This window comes from Caballeronia sp. TF1N1, assembly GCF_022878925.1.
Lineage (GTDB): Bacteria > Pseudomonadota > Gammaproteobacteria > Burkholderiales > Burkholderiaceae > Caballeronia.
The window spans coordinates 581,598-596,851 of record NZ_CP084629.1; the positions used below are offsets into that span (position 1 = coordinate 581,598).

Below are 15,254 nucleotides of genomic sequence, written 5' to 3' on the forward strand. Positions count from 1 at the left end.
ATGAATTCATCGAATGCTTCCACCCTGCTCACGCCGGTACGGCTATTCGGCAATCTTGCGTTCGTAAGCGGACAGCTTCCGCGCGAGGCGGGCGAACTGAAGTATCGCGGTAAGGTCGGCGAAGAGATTGCGATGCCCGACGCCGAAGCCGCGGCCGCGCTTTGCGCGCATGCGTGTCTCGCGGCGCTGGAGCGCGCGCTCGGCTCGCGCGAGAAGATCGCGGCCGTGCTCAAGTTGACCGGCTTCGTTGCCTGCTCGCCGGACTTCACGGCGCAGGGCAAGGTGATCGACGCGGCCTCGCGCGTACTCATCGACGCGCTGGGCAGCGAAGTCGGCGGCCACGCACGCAGCGCGATCGGCGTGCAGCAGCTTCCGCATGGCGCGCCGGTGGAAGTCGAGCTGATCGTCGGACTGAAGTGATGCAGACATCGAACGGTACTTCGCTCAGGTTCTGCGCAAACCTCAAGTGGCTCTTTACGGAGCTGCCCTTTCTCGAACGCTTCGAGGCGGCCGCAAAGCACGGCTTTAGCGCGGTCGAGTACGCGTCGCCTTATGAGTTCGAGCCTGCGATTCTCAAGGCGACGCTCGATGCCACGGGGCTTCGGCAAGTGCTGATCAACACGCCCGCCGCGCCGCCTGGAAGTATCGGCGGTAACGGGTTCGGATGCATTCCTGGCGAACGGGCGCGGTATCGCGATGGCGTGTTGCGTGCGCTGCATTACGCGTCGGCGCTGAAGTGCGGGCTCATTCACGTGATGGCTGGACTTGCGCCAGGCGGCGTGTCCGACGAACAGGCGCGCGATACGTTGCGCGAAAATCTCGCGTGGGCTGCGGAGGCGGCGCGCGATAGCGGCGTCACGCTGCTGCTCGAATGCCTCAATCAGATCGACGTACCGGGCTATGCTCTGCGCAGCCTCGAAGAGGCGCACGCGTTGATGAAGGAGATCGCGCAACCTAAGTTGCGCCTGCTTTTCGATGCCTATCATTGCCGCATGAGCGGCCTCGATGTCGTCGAGCAATTCGCGTTGTACGCGCCCGACGTCGCGCACATTCAATTCGCCGACGCACCCGGCCGCCACGAACCCGGCACCGGCGACATGCCGTGGAACGAGTTGATCGCGAGTATCCGGGCGCAGGGTTACGAAGGCTGGATTGGCTGCGAGTATCGGCCTCGTGAATCGACGGTTGCGGGGCTCGGGTGGCTCGATGCCTTCAAAGAAGCACCCTAGCGCTTGAATATCGCTTCCAGGTCCACTTCCTCCTCGACCACATCCAGATTGAGCGCGCTTTGAATGTGATCGAGGTGATGCAGCATCAACTCCGCCGCCTTGTCGCCGTCGCCCTTGGCGATGGCATCGACGATAGCGGTGTGTTCATCGGCGCGGCAACTCGACGTTATCGGCGCGTTATAAAGCAGGATGACGAGGCACGTCAGTGTCGATAGTTCGCGCACGCTGCGCGTGAACGACGAGTTACCCGCGAGCGTCGCCACGAGATTGTGAAATTCGCCCGAGAGCCGGATGACCGCGCGCTTGTCCGAACGCTCGCGCGCGTCCATTTCGAGCCGCAAGTGCTCGCGCATTTGCGCGAGCTTGTCAGGCGTGATGCTGCGCGTGAGCCGCGCAATGACCGCGGGTTCGATCACCCTGCGCGCTTCGAAAACATCGCGCGCCTGGTCCACCGAAGGCTTCGCGACGAACCAGCCTTTCTTCGGATACACCTCGACGATCTGTTCATAGGCAAGCCGGCTCAACGCGTCGCGCACGCGTGCCCGGTTCACGCCGAAGATACTGGCCAGACGTTCTTCGGCGAGCTTCGTGCCGGGCACGAGCCGATGCTCCAGTAGTGCGACGTAGATCTGTTCGTAAATCTCTTCGCTGGTGTTGTCGCCGTCGCCTGTCTTGCGGGGCTTGAGTTTCTGCGTTTCGCCGACGGTTTTTAGCATGTGCCGCGTCTGATGGATTGGCGCATGTCGAAAGAGACATGCCGATGGTCAGGCTCGCTTCGCCCGACCGCTTACCGCACGAACGGATGTTCCTTGATCCAATGGTTCGCAATGTCGATACGCCGCGTGACCCACACGTCCTCGTGCTTCATCACATGATCGAGGAAACGCTGAAGACCCGCCGCGCGCGCCGGATGACCGATGAGCCGCATATGCAGCCCGACCGACATCATCTTCGGTTGTGTCGCGCCTTCGCTATACAACATGTCGAAGCTGTCGCGCATGAATTCGAACCACTGATTGGCCGTGCCTACCGACCCGGCGAACTGACCGTCGTTCGTGGTCAGCGAGTAGGGTATCACCAAATGCGGCTGGCCCTGAACCACCTTCCAGAAGGGCAATTCATCGCCGTAGTAGTCGGAATCGTAGAGAAAGCCGCCTTCCTCGACGAGCAGCCTTCGCGTGTTTACCGAAGGCGAATAGCGGCAATACCAGCCGTACGGACGCTCGCCCGTCGTGCGCTTAATCGACTCGATCGCGCGGCGAATATGCTCGCGTTCCTCTTCCTCGCTCAGGTCGTAATGCTTGATCCAGCGCCAGCCGTGACTGCACACGTCGAAGCCTGAATGGCGTATGGCTTCCGCTGCCTGCGGATTGCGTTCGAGCGCCAGCGCGCAGCCATACACGGTGAGCGGCAGGCCGCGCTCCCGAAAAAGCCGCATGAGGCGCCAGAACCCCACGCGGCTGCCGTATTCGAAGAGACCTTCGGCTGCAAGATCGCGGCCGCGCACGCCGGAGTTCAAGCCGTGCGATTCGGTGAACCAGGTCTCGGTGGCGGCTTCGCCATCGCCGATGGAAGGCTCCGAGCCTTCCTCGTAATTCATCACGAAGTTGATGGCGATACGCGCGTTGCCCGGCCATCGCGCGTTGGGTGGATGCGCGCCATAACCGATGAAATCGCGATCGAGATCCATGCTGCACTCCTGTGTCGTGTCGTGGTGTTTCGAAAGGATGAGCGGGCTCAGAGCATCACGTCGCCGCCATTGGGCGAGAGCGTCTGACCGATGAAATACGCGCCGCCCGTTTCCGATGCGAGCAAGAGCGCGGTGGGGGCGATCTCGCCGGTTTCACCGAAGCGGCCGGCGGGAAGCTGCGCGAACTTCATCGCGCGCCATTCATTTGTGAAGCTCGCGAGCATCGCGGTTTCGACGGGGCCCGGCGCAATGGCGTTGACGGTCACGCCGTGCGGCGCGCCTTCGTAGGACAGCGCGCGCGTGAAGCCGACCACGCCCGCCTTCGACGCGCAATAGTGGCTCATGTCGTACGTGCCCTTGTACGCGAGTTGCGAGGCGATGTTGATGACGCGGCCGTACTTGCGCGCGATCATGTCCGCGAAAAACTGCTTGGTGACGAGGAACGTGCCGCGCAGATTCACGGCCATCATGCGGTCCCATTCGTCGATGGACAGATCGACGAACGGCGTCTCGCCGCTGATTCCCGCCGCATTCACGAGAATATCGACGGGGCCGAGATGCTCGCGGCTCCATGCGTTCAGGCGCGCGACGGCATTGGCATCGGTGACGTCGCATTCGGTCACGGCGGCTTCTGCACCGCTGGCGGCGAGTTCGTCGGCGAGTGCTTGCGCGCCGGCTGCATCGCCGATATGCGAAATGCCGACCTTCGCGCCCTGAGCCGCGAACAGTTGCACGATGGCGCGGCCGATACCCGTGTTGCCGCCGGTCACGAACGCCGTGCGGCCCTTCAGCGAGAACGATTCCATGCTGATGCTCCTCCTTGATTCGATCATGCGGTTTCGGCCGATGTTTCGGCGAGCCATTGCGCGTAAGCGCGAATGCCCGCTTCGAGGTCGAGGCGCGGCCTGTAACCCAAGTCCGTGGCCGCCGCCGAAATGTCGAAGCGTTCCTGATTCTCGTCGAGCGGATCGGGACCGGGCGCGAGTTCGATATCCGCGCCGGGCATCACGCGGCGTACGATATCCGCCACTTCGCCGAGCGTCGCGCGCACGCCACCGGTGATGTTGTAGGTGCGGCGCGGCAGCGACGGCGCATCGAGCGCGGCGACGAGCGCGGCGGCGGCATCGTCGACATGAATGTACTGGCGATGAAAGTCGAGGCCGAACGGCACGCGCGTCGGCTGCTTCGCCATGGCGTCGGTAAGCATGCGGCGGATCATGCAGTCGGTCGTGCGATGCGGGCCGTACACCCACGACAGCCGCAGACTCACGCCATCCACGCCGTATTGCCGCGCGTAGGCGCTGACGAGTTGCTCGCCGCAGACCTTGCTCGCGCCGTAAAGACTGGCGGGCGCGAGCACGACATCTTCGGGGACGGGACCAGGCGGCGTATCGCCATAAGCGCTCGTCGACGAGCAATACACGAAACGGCGCGCGCCATGTATGCGCGCTATTTCCAGCATGTTGGCCGTGCCGCCGATGTTCACGTCGAACATGGCGGCGGGGTTATCGCGCGCGACCATCGGCCCGGAAAACGCACCGCAATGAATGACGCCCGACACGCCGCCGCGCGCCAGCGCATGCAGTCCGTGCACGTGGCGCAGATCGCATTCGGCGACGGTGACATCGTCTATGCGCAGCCCGCCGCTGCGATCCATCGCGACGACTTCATCGCCACGCGCGTTTAAAAGCCGGACCACCGCGCGGCCCACGAGCCCCGCCGCGCCCGTTACGATGATTCTCTGCGGCACGCTCATTGTCTTTCTCCCGCGACATCGAGATGGTGAACCGTCTTTGCGACTTCCTCTATCGGCAACTCGGCCTTCAGGAGCTTGCGCGTGTACTCTTCGACCGGCCGCTCGAACACGGTTTCAGCCTCGCCGGTTTCGATGATCCGGCCGTTGCGCATGACCGCGACATAGTGCGCGAGTGAGCGCACGGAGTTCAGATCGTGCGTGATGAACAAGGCGGACAAGCCCATCTCTGCCTGCAGGTTACGCACGAGGTCGATGATCTGCGCACGCACGCGAATATCGAGCGCGGTCGTGCATTCATCGAAGACGACGAAGTCTGGATTGGCCGCGAGCGCCCGCGCAATGCCCACGCGTTTCTGTTCGCCCGCCGTCAACTCATGCGGATACGCAGTCGCGCGCCGTCGCGACAGATTCACGAGATCGAGCAGATGCAGCACGCGCGCCTCGCGGTCGGCGCGCGTGAGCTTCTCGCCGAGCGCGAACGGCTCCGCAATCAGATCGCGGACCTGCCAGCGCGGATTGAGCGATACATAAGGCTCCTGGAAGACCATCTGCATGCGCCGCCGCACGGCCCGGAACGCACGTTCCGACAGATCGAGCGTGTTCACGCCATCGAAGCGAATCACGCCGGAGTCCGCATCGAGCAGACGCAACAAGCATTGGCCGGTCGTCGTCTTGCCCGAGCCGCTTTCGCCGACGAGCGCGAGGGTCTCGCCCTTCGCGATGGCAAAGGACACATCGTCGATCGCGCGCACGACGGCATGATTGCGGTCCGAGACGAAGGTCTTCACCAGGTGTTCGACTTCGAGCAAAGGACGGCGCGCGGCGGCCTTGTCGGCGTCCGTGCGCAGATCGGGTTCGCGCGGCGCGGGGCGCGCTTTCGCGGCATCGAGCAACTCGCGGCTGTACGGTTCTTGCGGGCTGCGCAGAAAAGGTCCGACCGAAGCGAGCTCGATCAGCCGGCCGTCTTTCATGATCGCCACACGGTCGCAATAGTTGGCGACGACGCCGAGATCGTGCGTGACCATCACGACGCCGAGGCCCAGATCACGGCCCTTCTGCGCGAGCAGATCGAGCACCTGCAACTGGATTGTCGCGTCGAGACCGAGCGTGGCGTCGTCGGCGAGCAAGACCTTGGGCTGGGCGATCAACGCCATCGCAATGACCACGCGCTGCGCCATGCCGCCCGATAGTTCGTGCGGATACGCATGCGCGCGCGCTTCCGGATTCACGATCCCTACTTGCTTAAAGAGTTCGATCGCCTCGCGCCACGCCGCCTGACGTCCAATGCGTTTATGCACGCGCAACACGCGCACGATCTGCGCGCCGACCGTCTCCACTGGATCGAGCAGCATCTTTGCATTGGTGCCGATCAGCGCGACCTCGCCGCCGCGAAAGCGCCGCTTCTCGCGCGCGGGCATGTCGAGCACGGATTGCCCCGCGAGCATCACCCGCCCGCCGTCGATGTGTCCGCCCTCCGGCAACAGGTCGATGATCGAGCGCGCCAGCACCGACTTGCCCGCGCCGGTTTCGCCGACGATGCCGAGAATCTCGCCCTGGCGCAGCGTGAAGCTCACTTCATCGAGAACGCGGCGGGCGGGAGTATCGCCGAACGAGACGGTGAGCCGTTCGACTTCCAGCAGCACGGGTCGCGAAGACGCGTTCATTGCTTACCTCGCGAGACGGGTTCCGCAATACGTTTGACGGCATCGCCGAGAATGGCGAAGGTCAGCACGGACACGATGATGGCAAGGCCCGGAAAGAGCGCCGCCCACCACACGCCGAGAATCATTTGCTGCGCGCCGTTGGCGACCATCAAGCCCCATTCGGGCGTCGGCATGCGCACGCCCGCGCCGACGAACGAAAGACCCGCGGTTAGAAGAATCGCCATGCCGATGCTGATCGAAACCTGCACGATGGCTGGCGTGATCGCGTTCGGCAGAATGTGGCGGAACATGATGCCCGCGTCCGTCGCGCCGCTGCAACGCGCCGCGCTGATGAACGGGCGGTCGCGCAACGAGAGCACTTCGGCGCGGATCAGGCGCGCGAACATCGGAATGAAAAGCACGGCGAGCACGATCGCCACGTTCCAGATTTCCTGGCCCATGACCGACACCAGCGCCATGCCGATAACGAACACCGGAAACGACTGGATGAAGTCGAACACGCGCATCACGAGTGTGCTCAACATATTCCGGTAGTAGCCGATGAAAAGACCAATCGGCACGCCGATCACGAAGGCAATCGCCACCGCCGTCACGCTGATCAGCAGGTTGATGCGCGTTGCGTAGATCACGCGCGAGAGAATGTCCATGCCCGATACGTCGGTGCCGAACCAGTAGTGCCACGAAGGCGCCTTCAGAATATTGGACGGGTCCGCTTCTATTGGCGAATGCGGCGCGATGAGCGGCGCAAACACGATCAGCACGATCTGCAACACGAGCAGCGCAAGCCCGAAGATCAGCGCTTTGTCGAGACGCTGGCGAAAAGCGGAGAGCGCGTTCATCGGTGTCATATTTCGATCCTCGGATCGGCGAGTCCGTAGAGCACGTCCACCGCCGTGTAGACGAGCAGAATGAAGGCCGCCGCGACGAGCACGAAACCCTGCAACGCGGGATAGTCGCTGTTCATGACGGCCTGCACCGCGTATTGCCCGAGGCCGCCCCACGCGAAGATGGTCTCCACGAGCACGGCCGCGCCAAGCAGGAAGCCAAACAGAAAACCGATCATGGTAATGATGGGCGGCAGGCTGTTGCGCAGCGCGCTTCGCACGAGCATGGGCTCGGAAAGCCCGGACGCGCGCGCATGGCGGATGAACTCGCTGCGATAGATGCCCTCGAAAGTCGAACGCGTGAGCTTCATCAGGCCGCCCATGTTGACGATGGTGAGCGTGAGCACCGGCAGCCACAGATGCGCGACCGCCGAGCGCCACGCTTCCCAGTCGCCGGCAATCACGCTGTCGATGGTGTAGAAGCCGGTGACGGTGGGCGGCGGCGTGACGAATGAATCGACGCGTCCGAACGGCGCGGGCGCAATGCCCGCCATATGAAAGAGCGCGTAGATGAGGAGGAGCCCGACCCAGAAGTCCGGTATCGCGCCGGCGGCAAGTCCGTAGACGCGGCTCGCGCGATCCACCAGTCCGCCCGGCCGCACCGCCGAGGTCACGGCGATTCCAACGCCGAGCACGACGGTGAGGATCATCGAATAGGTGATGAGTTCGAGCGTGGCGGGCACGCGTTGCAGCAGATCCACGGTGACGGGGTTCGAGGTGAACATCGAGGTGCCGAGGTCGCCGTGCATCAACGCGACGAGATAGCCGCCGAATTGCGACCACACCGTGCCGTTGAGATGCAGCTTCTCGCGCAACGATGCAATGGCGTCTGGCGTCGCCATGTTGCCGAGCATGAGCAACGCGGGGTCGCCCGGCAGGAGGCGGATCAGCAGGAAGGTCGCGAACATCACGCCGAACATCTGCGGGATGAGAATGCCGATCCGCGCGACGACGATGCGAAGCGGTCGCGGCGCCGACCGCCACGCGGTGAAGAGGGACATCGCGAACTCCTTCAGGAGGATCGCGCCGCGAAGACGCCGCCGGCTTGCGCGGCGGCGTCACGGCGTCAGGACCTCAGTTCTTGGAAAAGTCGTACCAGGTATTGCCGTTGGTCGTGTTCCAGCTATAGCCCTTGATGTTGGCGCGCGTGGCAAGCTGATAACCCGGATTGATGAGGAACACCCACGGTGCTTCGCCCATCACGAGTTGCTGCACGCGCTCCATCGAAGTCTTGCGCTTGGCTTCGTCGGTCATCGAAAGACTGTCGTTGATGAGCTTGTCGACTTCCGCATTCTTGTAATGCGAATAGTTGATGAGCGACGCGCTGTTGAGCCAGAGATTCGTCACGTACGCGGCATCCGGCACGATAGCCATGTCGCGGAAGAAGTACATGGGAATGGTGCCCTTCGAATAGCGCTCGACGAGCGTCGATGCAGGCAGCTTCTGCAATTCCACGTCCACGCCGATCTTCGAGAAAGCCGTCTTCAGGATGATCGCCAGTTCTTCCTCGGTCTGGTCGCCGGTGGGATAGCCCAACTGCGTTTTGAAGCCCTTCTCGTAGCCCGCTTCCTTCAGCAAAGCACGCGCTTTTTCGAGGTCCTCGGTGTAGTGGTAGTACTGATCCGTGTACGCGGGATAGATCTCCGATACCGGGCTCTTGGTGGGCCGCGCCGTGCCGTAGAACACGGACTTGAGGATCTGCTCGCGCGGCACCGCGTAGTTCAGCGCCTGACGCACCTTGTCGTTGTTGAAGGGCGCAACGGCGTTGTTCATTTCCACGCGCTGAATGTAGTTGCCGTAGACCTTCCACACCTTCACGCCGGGCATTTTTTCGAGCGTGGCCTGTTCGCGCGGCGCGAGCCATTCGGCCACATCGACGGCGCCCGCCTGCAACGCCGCGAGACGGTTGGCCGACGTCGGCATCTCGCGGAACACGATACGCGTGAGCTTCGGCGCGCCGCGATAGTAGTTCTTGTTGCTCTCGTAGACCACTTCCTGGCCGGGCGAATACTTCGTGACCTGATACGGCGCGAACGATGCCGAATGGCTCGCGAGCCAGCGCGATCCCCACGGGTCGTCCGGCGTGATGTGCTTCTTGATCTCGACCGAATCGATGATGCCGAGATCGTTGTTCACCCACAGCCGTTCGATCAGCGGCGACGAACCCGGCAGCGTGACCTTCACCGTGTGGTCGTCTATTTTCTTGAAGGCCGTGTCGAAGTCGGTGATCTTCAGCACCTGCGTCATATACCAGCGGAACGTCGCCTTCAGATTCCAGCCGCGCTGGAAGGTCCACATGACGTCGTCGGCGGTGAGCGTGTTGCCCGCATAGCTCTTGACGCCGGGGCGCAGATGGAAGGTGATCGAAGTCTTGTCGGGCGAAGTCTCCCAGCTTTCGGCGAGCGCACCCTTGAGCTTGCTGAAGTCCTCGACGGTCACGCCGTTTTCACCCGGCTTCATCTCATAGGTGAGCAAGCGTTCGAACACGTTGCGGCGCGCCTCGTGACTGGCTTCGGTCGGCGGATATTCCTGATCCAGCGACTCCGGCGTGCGCGGCCCGGCCACGACCAGAACCGAATTGTTGTTCTGCGCGAAGGCGGGCATGGCAAGCGCGCCGATGCCGAGCGCGGCGGCCGCCGCGATAAGCCGCGCAAGCTGGATGGAACCCGCTCGCGTCAATGCGGACGCGGGCTTGGCGTCGTAGGTTTGCGACATGACACGCTCCTTGCGTGAAGATGAGACCGGTGGGATCGGATGGAACCGTTGATGCGAACTCGAAGCAGACGCGTCGCGCTTCATCGCGCCGCGCGGCCGGCAGGTTTGGCCGGAACGATGGTGGGCAGGCCGCGCGGCAAGAAGCGTCCGCGTCCCGGCGTGCCGAAGTAGCGCCTTCCGTCCCACACGACTTCGCCGCCCGCGATGGTGTAGGCCGGCCAGCAATCGAGCGAGCGGCCTTCGTATGGCGTGTAATCGACGGCGTGATGCAGCATGGCGTTGGTCAGGCGCACGGGGTCGTCGGGATGCTCGTCCCAGATCACGAGATCGGCATCCGAACCGATTGCGATGGTGCCTTTGCGCGGATGCAGCCCGTAGGTCTTCGCGGGGTTGGTCGCGGTGAGTTCGACGAAGCGGTTGATCGAGATGCGCCCGGTCATCACGCCTTCGGAATAGAGCAGCGGCAGTCTCGTTTCAATGCCCGGAATGCCATTCGGAATATACGGAAACGCGACTTCCTCGCCGCCGGGCTTCTTGCCCGTGGGACTTTCGAAGGAGAAGGGTGCGTGGTCGGACGAGAACACGGTGAACGTGCCGTCCGCGAGCGCGCTCCAGATCGCTTCCTGACTATCGCTGTCGCGCGGCGGCGGACTACACACACAGCGCGCGCCTTCGTAGCCGTCGTCCATGCCGAGGTCCTCGGCCGTGAGAAACAGATATTGCGGGCAGGTCTCGGACAGCACCTTGAGGCCGCGGCTTCGCGCCCATTGAATCTGCTCGACCGCGTCGCGCGCGGAGACATGCACGAGGAGCATTGGCACGTTGACGAGTTCGGCCAGGCTGATGGCGCGATGCGTGGCTTCGCGCTCCACGAGCATGGGACGCGAGGCGGCGTGATAGCGCGGCGCGGTGAGACCCGCGTCGAGCAGGCTTTCGGTGAGCCATGCAATGCACTCGCTGTTTTCCGCGTGGATCATCGCCATGGCGCCGTGCGCGCGGGCCAGCGCGAGCAGCCGCAGAATCTGGCCGTCGTCGAGCTTCATGTCGTCGTAGGTCATGTAGATCTTGAACGACGTGTAGCCTTCCGCGATGAGCTGCGGCAACTCATTCGCCATGACGTCCGGCGTCGGGTCCGAGACGATCAGGTGAAAGCCGTAGTCGATGCTCGCCCGTCCTTCCGCGCGCCGGTGATAGTCGTCTACGGCCGCGCGCAGCGTTTGCCCTTTTTGCTGCGCCGCGAACGGGATGATCGTCGTGGTGCCGCCGCAGGCCGCCGAGCGCGTGCCGGACTCGAAGTCGTCGGTCATGCGGGCGGGCGGCGCGATGGGCTGATCCAGATGGCAATGCGCGTCGATGCCGCCGGGCGTGGTGATGCGGCCTTGCGCGTCCACTTCACGCTTGCCCGCGCCGAGCGACAAACCCATCTGCACGATGCGGCCGTCCTTCACACCGATGTCGGAGAGGAACGTATCGCTTGCGGTGGCGACTTGGGCGTTGCGAATCACAAGGTCGAATTCTGCGTCCATGCATGCTCCGGTGTAGCGGGCGTTGTTGACATGTTCAAGTAAACTACACCGAAAAATATCGTGTCAAAAATACTTTTGTTGTTGACAACGTTGTTGACTAGATTTCTCGCCGATCAGCGGCAGCGCGCGCCGGGACGTTCAACGGTCCGGGCGCGCGTGGTTTTGTGAAGAAGGAAGGGTTTGAAGCGGAGGGCGTTGAGTCTTACCAGATCAAAGCGGACTAAATGCCGCGAGTTCCCCGACGTAGCGCTTGGCCAGCGGCCGTGCGAATTCCCCGCGCTTGGCGGTATTGAGCTTCAACGTGACGAGCGCCTCGCACCACTTGAGCGCGGCCGTCACACCGTCGATGACGGGCACGCCCAGCGTGTCCTGCAACTCCGCGCACAGATCGGCCATGCCCGCGCAGCCCAGCACGATCGCCTCGCTGCCGTCTTCGTCGAGTGCGCGCCGGCATTCTTCGAGGATCGTGGCGCGCGCGGCCGAACCGGGCGTTTCGAGTTCGAGCACGGCGAGTTCGGTCGCCCGCACGTTGCGGCAAAAGCGCTCCATGCCGTAGCGCTGCGCGAGATGCCAGGCAAGTCCGCGCGTGCGTCCGAGCGTCGTCACCACGGAAAAGCCCGGCGCAAGCACGCTCGCGGCATGCATCGCCGCTTCCGCGATGCCTATCACCGGTCCGCGCGCGAGTTCGCGTGCGGCGTAGAGGCCGGGGTCGCCGAAGCAGGCGATCACATACGCGTCGCAGCCTTCTTGCTCGCCGCGCGCCACTTCCATGAGGAGGCCGGGCGTGGCGAGCGCATCGTCGTAATGGCCTTCGATCGAAGGCGGGCCCATTGTCGGACTGACCGCCACGACTTCCGTGCCGGGCGAAGCGACCGCGCGCGCGCAGCGGGCCATCGCGTCGGTCATGCCTTGCGTCGTGTTGGGATTGATGAGCTTGATGCGCATGACTTCCTTTCGTTCAATTCGTGGCCTGAACTCAAGCGCCGCCCAAAAGCCGGGTCAGCGCGAGCGCGACGGTCTTCGTCGCAATACGCATGTCTTCGAGCTTGACGTGCTCGTCCGCGCGATGTCCGTTCGCTTCCAGCAGCGTGCGCGGCCCCGCGCCGTAGATCACGGTCGGCACGCCCGCTTCGCAATAAAGACGCGCGTCGGTATAGAGCGGCACGCCTTCGGCCGGTATGTCGATACCCATGATCGTGAGCGCCGCGTCCTGCAACGCGTGCGTGAGACGTTCCGCGCCCGGTAGCGTGCGCATGGGCGTCGCGGCCAGCACTTCGCGCGTGGTGATGGTGATGCCCGGCAGTTCGCGCGCCGCATCGCGCACGACGCTTTCCAGGCGTTCACGCGCGCGCGTCGGATCTTCCTCGGGCACGATGCGCCGGTCGAGCCGCAGCTTCACGCGGTCGGGCACGACATTGGTGTTGATGCCGCCTTCGATCAGCCCGACGACGAGCGTTGGATGCTCGATACCGGGCGTGGCCGAGCGAACCTCCTGCAACTCGCGCCGATGCGCATACAGCGCGTTCAGCACGACGGTCGCGGCTTCGAGCGCGTCGTGTCCGGTATCGGGCCGTGCCGCATGCGCCGATTTGCCGCTCACCGTGACTTCCAAATGCAGGCAGCCGTTGTGCGCAACCGTGATGGCGTAGCTGAAGCCCGCGCAGATGGCGTAATCCGGCTTGACGATGCCTTCGGCAAGCAACCATCCCGGCCCGAGCAGACCGCCGGTTTCCTCGTCGTAGGTGAGATGCAGCTCGATCGTGCCTTTGAGGTCAACGCCGCTTTCGACCAGCGCCTTCAACGCGAACGCATACGTGGCGAAATCCGACTTCGATACCGCCGCGCCGCGCCCGTATAACGCGCCCTCGCGAATCTGCGCGCCGTACGGGTCGCTCGACCATCCCTCGCCGGGCGGCACCACATCGCCATGCGCGTTGAGCGCGATGACAGGTCCAACGCCAAAGCGTTGCCGCACGACGAGATTCGTCACGCTCCGCATGCCCGCCGCCTCGACGAGCGTTTGCGGCACCGCGTGACGTTCGACTTCGAAGCCGAGCGCTTCGAGCAGCCCGGCAGTCATGTGCGCGTGCTGCGCGCAGTCGCCGGGCGGATTGTCGGAAGGTTTGCGCACGAGCGCCGCGAGAAATTCCACTTGCGCTTCGAAGCGCGTATCGATCGATTGTAAAAGCGCCTGCACGTTCGGTCTCCGCATCAGATGCGCGACGACGGCGCGTAAAACGGCTCGCGCGGCGTCTCGCTTTCGCCGGTCAGATAGCCATCATAGAACGCCTTGACGTGCGGAAACACGGCGCGCCCCAATTCGCGGCGCGCGGTCTCTTCCGGGCTGCGCGGCTGCGAGAGCGTACGCGCGATGTCTTCGAGCACCGCATCGCGATCCATACGCGTGAAGCGGCCTTCGCGATACACCACTTCGCCACCGATCATCACGGCATCGACGGCATTGGTCTTGGCGCGCATCATCAACGCGTCGAGCATGGGAATGTCGTCGTCCTGATACGGCCACGTCGCGGTCTTGTAGTTCATCAGCACGAGATCGGCGAGACGCCCCTCTTCGAGCCTGCCGATACGCGCGCCGAACGGCGTCGTACGCGCGCCGTCCTCGCTTGCCATCTTGAGAATCTGCGGGCATGTCGGCACGTCGTCGTCCATGCCCGGCGTGCGGTGAACGTTGAGCGCAAGACGCATCTCCTGAAGCATGTCGCGATCTTCGTTGATGCCCGCTTCGTCGAGCCCCATGCCGACCGTCACGCCATGCCGCGCAAACGCGTTGAGCGGCGCGACGCCGCTGCGCAGCCGGAAGTTCGAACTGCAGTTATGGCAGATGCAGGTGCCCGTATGCGCGATGGTCTCGATGTCCGCCTCGGTGAGCCAGACACCGTGGCCGAGCGTGAGCGAAGGACCGAGCAGGCCCAGATCGTTCAGATGGCCGACTGCCGTCTTGCCCGAGCGACGCCGCGCATATTCCTTTTGATACGCGGTTTCGACCAGATGCATGTGCATGGGCACGCCGTGCCGTGCCGACTTCTCCTTGAGCGCGAGCAGCGTGTCGTCGCTGCACCAGTGAAGGTTGGCCGGCGCGAGCTGAATGGCCGTTAGCGCATGGCCTTCGTTCTCGCGCGTGAGGGTATCGAAGAGTTGTAGGTAATCCGCGAGCGGAATGCGAAAACGCCGCAGATGCGCCCGCAGCTTATCGCCGGTTTCGGACGGCAGGCGGTTGCAAAAGTCGTCGTCGGCTTCGTAGACGAGCAGGTTCTGATCGCGCACCGCGAAGCTGTACGACGCGCGCATGCCGAGATCGCGATAAGCATCGAGCACGCGCGACGCGGCCCGATGGATGGCATCGAGCGGACCGGGACGCCAGCCGTGAATATGCTGCACGGTCGTGATGCCCGAGGCGATCATCTCGAAGGCGGAGTAGAGCGTGTCCAGATACAAGTCGATATCGCGTGCCCCCATGCGGCTCGCGAACCAGAGTTCGAGCGCATGGTCCGGCGAGCCGAGTTGCACCGGCGTGAGACCGACATGATGGTGGCTGTTGACGAAGCCCGGCATCAGCACCGTGTCGGGCGAACCGAGGCGCAGCGCGTGCGGATACTTCTGCACCATCGCATCGCGCGGCCCGATCTCGACGATCACGCCATCGCGTTGATACAGCGCCGCGTCGCGCACCACCTCAGCCGCATGCCGGTCGGCCGCGCCTTTCACAATCCATCCTGCCACGATCAATGATTCGGACATCGCGTTCTCTGCTCTCTCGAAGTGAATGGGG

At 63.7% G+C, this 15,254-nt stretch carries 14 protein-coding genes; 2 read left to right on the forward strand and 12 right to left on the reverse strand.

Annotated elements, in window-relative coordinates; genetic code table 11:
* Positions 1 to 420, forward strand: a complete 420-nt coding sequence (locus LDZ28_RS28810; protein ID WP_244831164.1) for a RidA family protein — start codon at positions 1 to 3, stop codon at positions 418 to 420.
* Complete coding sequence (locus LDZ28_RS28815; RefSeq protein WP_244831165.1) at positions 420 to 1,229, forward strand: hydroxypyruvate isomerase family protein; 810 nt, start codon at positions 420 to 422, stop codon at positions 1,227 to 1,229. Before LDZ28_RS28810 ends, LDZ28_RS28815 begins: the two co-directional genes overlap by 1 nt.
* Here the strand turns inward: LDZ28_RS28815 and LDZ28_RS28820 are convergent.
* The 12 genes from LDZ28_RS28820 to LDZ28_RS28875 form a co-directional block, all read right to left on the reverse strand.
* A complete protein-coding gene (locus LDZ28_RS28820; protein ID WP_244831166.1) occupies positions 1,226 to 1,945 on the reverse strand; it encodes a GntR family transcriptional regulator in 720 nt (239 codons plus the stop codon). The genes LDZ28_RS28815 and LDZ28_RS28820 overlap by 4 nt on opposite strands.
* A 71-nt stretch (positions 1,946 to 2,016) precedes the next feature.
* A complete protein-coding gene (locus LDZ28_RS28825) occupies positions 2,017 to 2,919 on the reverse strand; it encodes a polysaccharide deacetylase family protein (protein ID WP_244831167.1) in 903 nt (300 codons plus the stop codon).
* 47 nt (positions 2,920 to 2,966) lie between these two features.
* A complete protein-coding gene (locus LDZ28_RS28830) occupies positions 2,967 to 3,725 on the reverse strand; it encodes an SDR family NAD(P)-dependent oxidoreductase (RefSeq protein WP_244831168.1) in 759 nt (252 codons plus the stop codon).
* Between the two features lie 23 nt (positions 3,726 to 3,748).
* Positions 3,749 to 4,675 carry an NAD(P)-dependent oxidoreductase gene (locus LDZ28_RS28835; protein WP_244831169.1) on the reverse strand — a complete coding sequence of 309 codons (927 nt, stop codon included), beginning with the start codon at positions 4,673 to 4,675 and terminating at the stop codon, positions 3,749 to 3,751.
* A complete protein-coding gene (locus tag LDZ28_RS28840; protein WP_244831170.1) occupies positions 4,672 to 6,339 on the reverse strand; it encodes an ABC transporter ATP-binding protein in 1,668 nt (555 codons plus the stop codon). Before LDZ28_RS28840 ends, LDZ28_RS28835 begins: the two co-directional genes overlap by 4 nt.
* The gene (locus LDZ28_RS28845; protein ID WP_244831171.1) at positions 6,336 to 7,187 is read right to left on the reverse strand and encodes an ABC transporter permease; all 852 of its coding nucleotides are present in this window, start codon (positions 7,185 to 7,187) and stop codon (positions 6,336 to 6,338) included. The genes LDZ28_RS28840 and LDZ28_RS28845 overlap by 4 nt, the downstream gene beginning before the upstream one ends.
* On the reverse strand, positions 7,184 to 8,224 hold the full coding sequence (locus LDZ28_RS28850; RefSeq protein WP_244831172.1) for an ABC transporter permease: 1,041 nt from the start codon (positions 8,222 to 8,224) through the stop codon (positions 7,184 to 7,186). The genes LDZ28_RS28845 and LDZ28_RS28850 overlap by 4 nt, the downstream gene beginning before the upstream one ends.
* 73 nt (positions 8,225 to 8,297) lie before the next feature.
* Entirely contained in the window at positions 8,298 to 9,938 is a 1,641-nt protein-coding gene (locus LDZ28_RS28855; protein ID WP_244831173.1) for an ABC transporter substrate-binding protein, read from the reverse strand.
* An 80-nt stretch (positions 9,939 to 10,018) separates the two neighbouring features.
* Positions 10,019 to 11,464 (reverse strand): dihydropyrimidinase, encoded by a 1,446-nt coding sequence (gene hydA, locus LDZ28_RS28860; protein WP_244831174.1) that lies wholly within the window; start codon positions 11,462 to 11,464, stop codon positions 10,019 to 10,021.
* Positions 11,465 to 11,674: 210 nt separating this feature from the next.
* Positions 11,675 to 12,409: an aspartate/glutamate racemase family protein gene (locus LDZ28_RS28865; protein WP_244831175.1), complete on the reverse strand. Its 735-nt coding sequence runs from the start codon at positions 12,407 to 12,409 to the stop codon at positions 11,675 to 11,677.
* A gap of 31 nt (positions 12,410 to 12,440) precedes the next feature.
* Positions 12,441 to 13,676, reverse strand: coding sequence for an ArgE/DapE family deacylase (locus LDZ28_RS28870; RefSeq protein ID WP_370652271.1), 1,236 nt, complete (start codon positions 13,674 to 13,676; stop codon positions 12,441 to 12,443).
* Positions 13,676 to 15,223: an amidohydrolase family protein gene (locus LDZ28_RS28875; protein WP_244831177.1), complete on the reverse strand. Its 1,548-nt coding sequence runs from the start codon at positions 15,221 to 15,223 to the stop codon at positions 13,676 to 13,678. The genes LDZ28_RS28870 and LDZ28_RS28875 overlap by 1 nt, the downstream gene beginning before the upstream one ends.
* Positions 15,224 to 15,254 lie beyond the last annotated feature (31 nt).

What these genes read in the sequence shown, in the direction of transcription:
- LDZ28_RS28840 (WP_244831170.1), bottom strand. Translation starts at nt 6,339, where the DNA reads ATGAACGCGTCTTCGCGACCCGTGCTGCTGGAAGTCGAACGGCTCACC.
- LDZ28_RS28845 (WP_244831171.1), bottom strand. Translation starts at nt 7,187, where the DNA reads ATGACACCGATGAACGCGCTCTCCGCTTTTCGCCAGCGTCTCGACAAA.
- LDZ28_RS28830 (WP_244831168.1), bottom strand. Translation starts at nt 3,725, where the DNA reads ATGGAATCGTTCTCGCTGAAGGGCCGCACGGCGTTCGTGACCGGCGGC.
- LDZ28_RS28810 (WP_244831164.1), top strand. Translation starts at nt 1, where the DNA reads ATGAATTCATCGAATGCTTCCACCCTGCTCACGCCGGTACGGCTATTC.
- LDZ28_RS28835 (WP_244831169.1), bottom strand. Translation starts at nt 4,675, where the DNA reads ATGAGCGTGCCGCAGAGAATCATCGTAACGGGCGCGGCGGGGCTCGTG.
- LDZ28_RS28825 (WP_244831167.1), bottom strand. Translation starts at nt 2,919, where the DNA reads ATGGATCTCGATCGCGATTTCATCGGTTATGGCGCGCATCCACCCAAC.
- LDZ28_RS28865 (WP_244831175.1), bottom strand. Translation starts at nt 12,409, where the DNA reads ATGCGCATCAAGCTCATCAATCCCAACACGACGCAAGGCATGACCGAC.
- LDZ28_RS28855 (WP_244831173.1), bottom strand. Translation starts at nt 9,938, where the DNA reads ATGTCGCAAACCTACGACGCCAAGCCCGCGTCCGCATTGACGCGAGCG.
- LDZ28_RS28820 (WP_244831166.1), bottom strand. Translation starts at nt 1,945, where the DNA reads ATGCTAAAAACCGTCGGCGAAACGCAGAAACTCAAGCCCCGCAAGACA.
- LDZ28_RS28850 (WP_244831172.1), bottom strand. Translation starts at nt 8,224, where the DNA reads ATGTCCCTCTTCACCGCGTGGCGGTCGGCGCCGCGACCGCTTCGCATC.
- LDZ28_RS28870 (WP_370652271.1), bottom strand. Translation starts at nt 13,676, where the DNA reads ATGCGGAGACCGAACGTGCAGGCGCTTTTACAATCGATCGATACGCGC.
- hydA (WP_244831174.1), bottom strand. Translation starts at nt 11,464, where the DNA reads ATGGACGCAGAATTCGACCTTGTGATTCGCAACGCCCAAGTCGCCACC.
- LDZ28_RS28875 (WP_244831177.1), bottom strand. Translation starts at nt 15,223, where the DNA reads ATGTCCGAATCATTGATCGTGGCAGGATGGATTGTGAAAGGCGCGGCC.
- LDZ28_RS28815 (WP_244831165.1), top strand. Translation starts at nt 420, where the DNA reads ATGCAGACATCGAACGGTACTTCGCTCAGGTTCTGCGCAAACCTCAAG.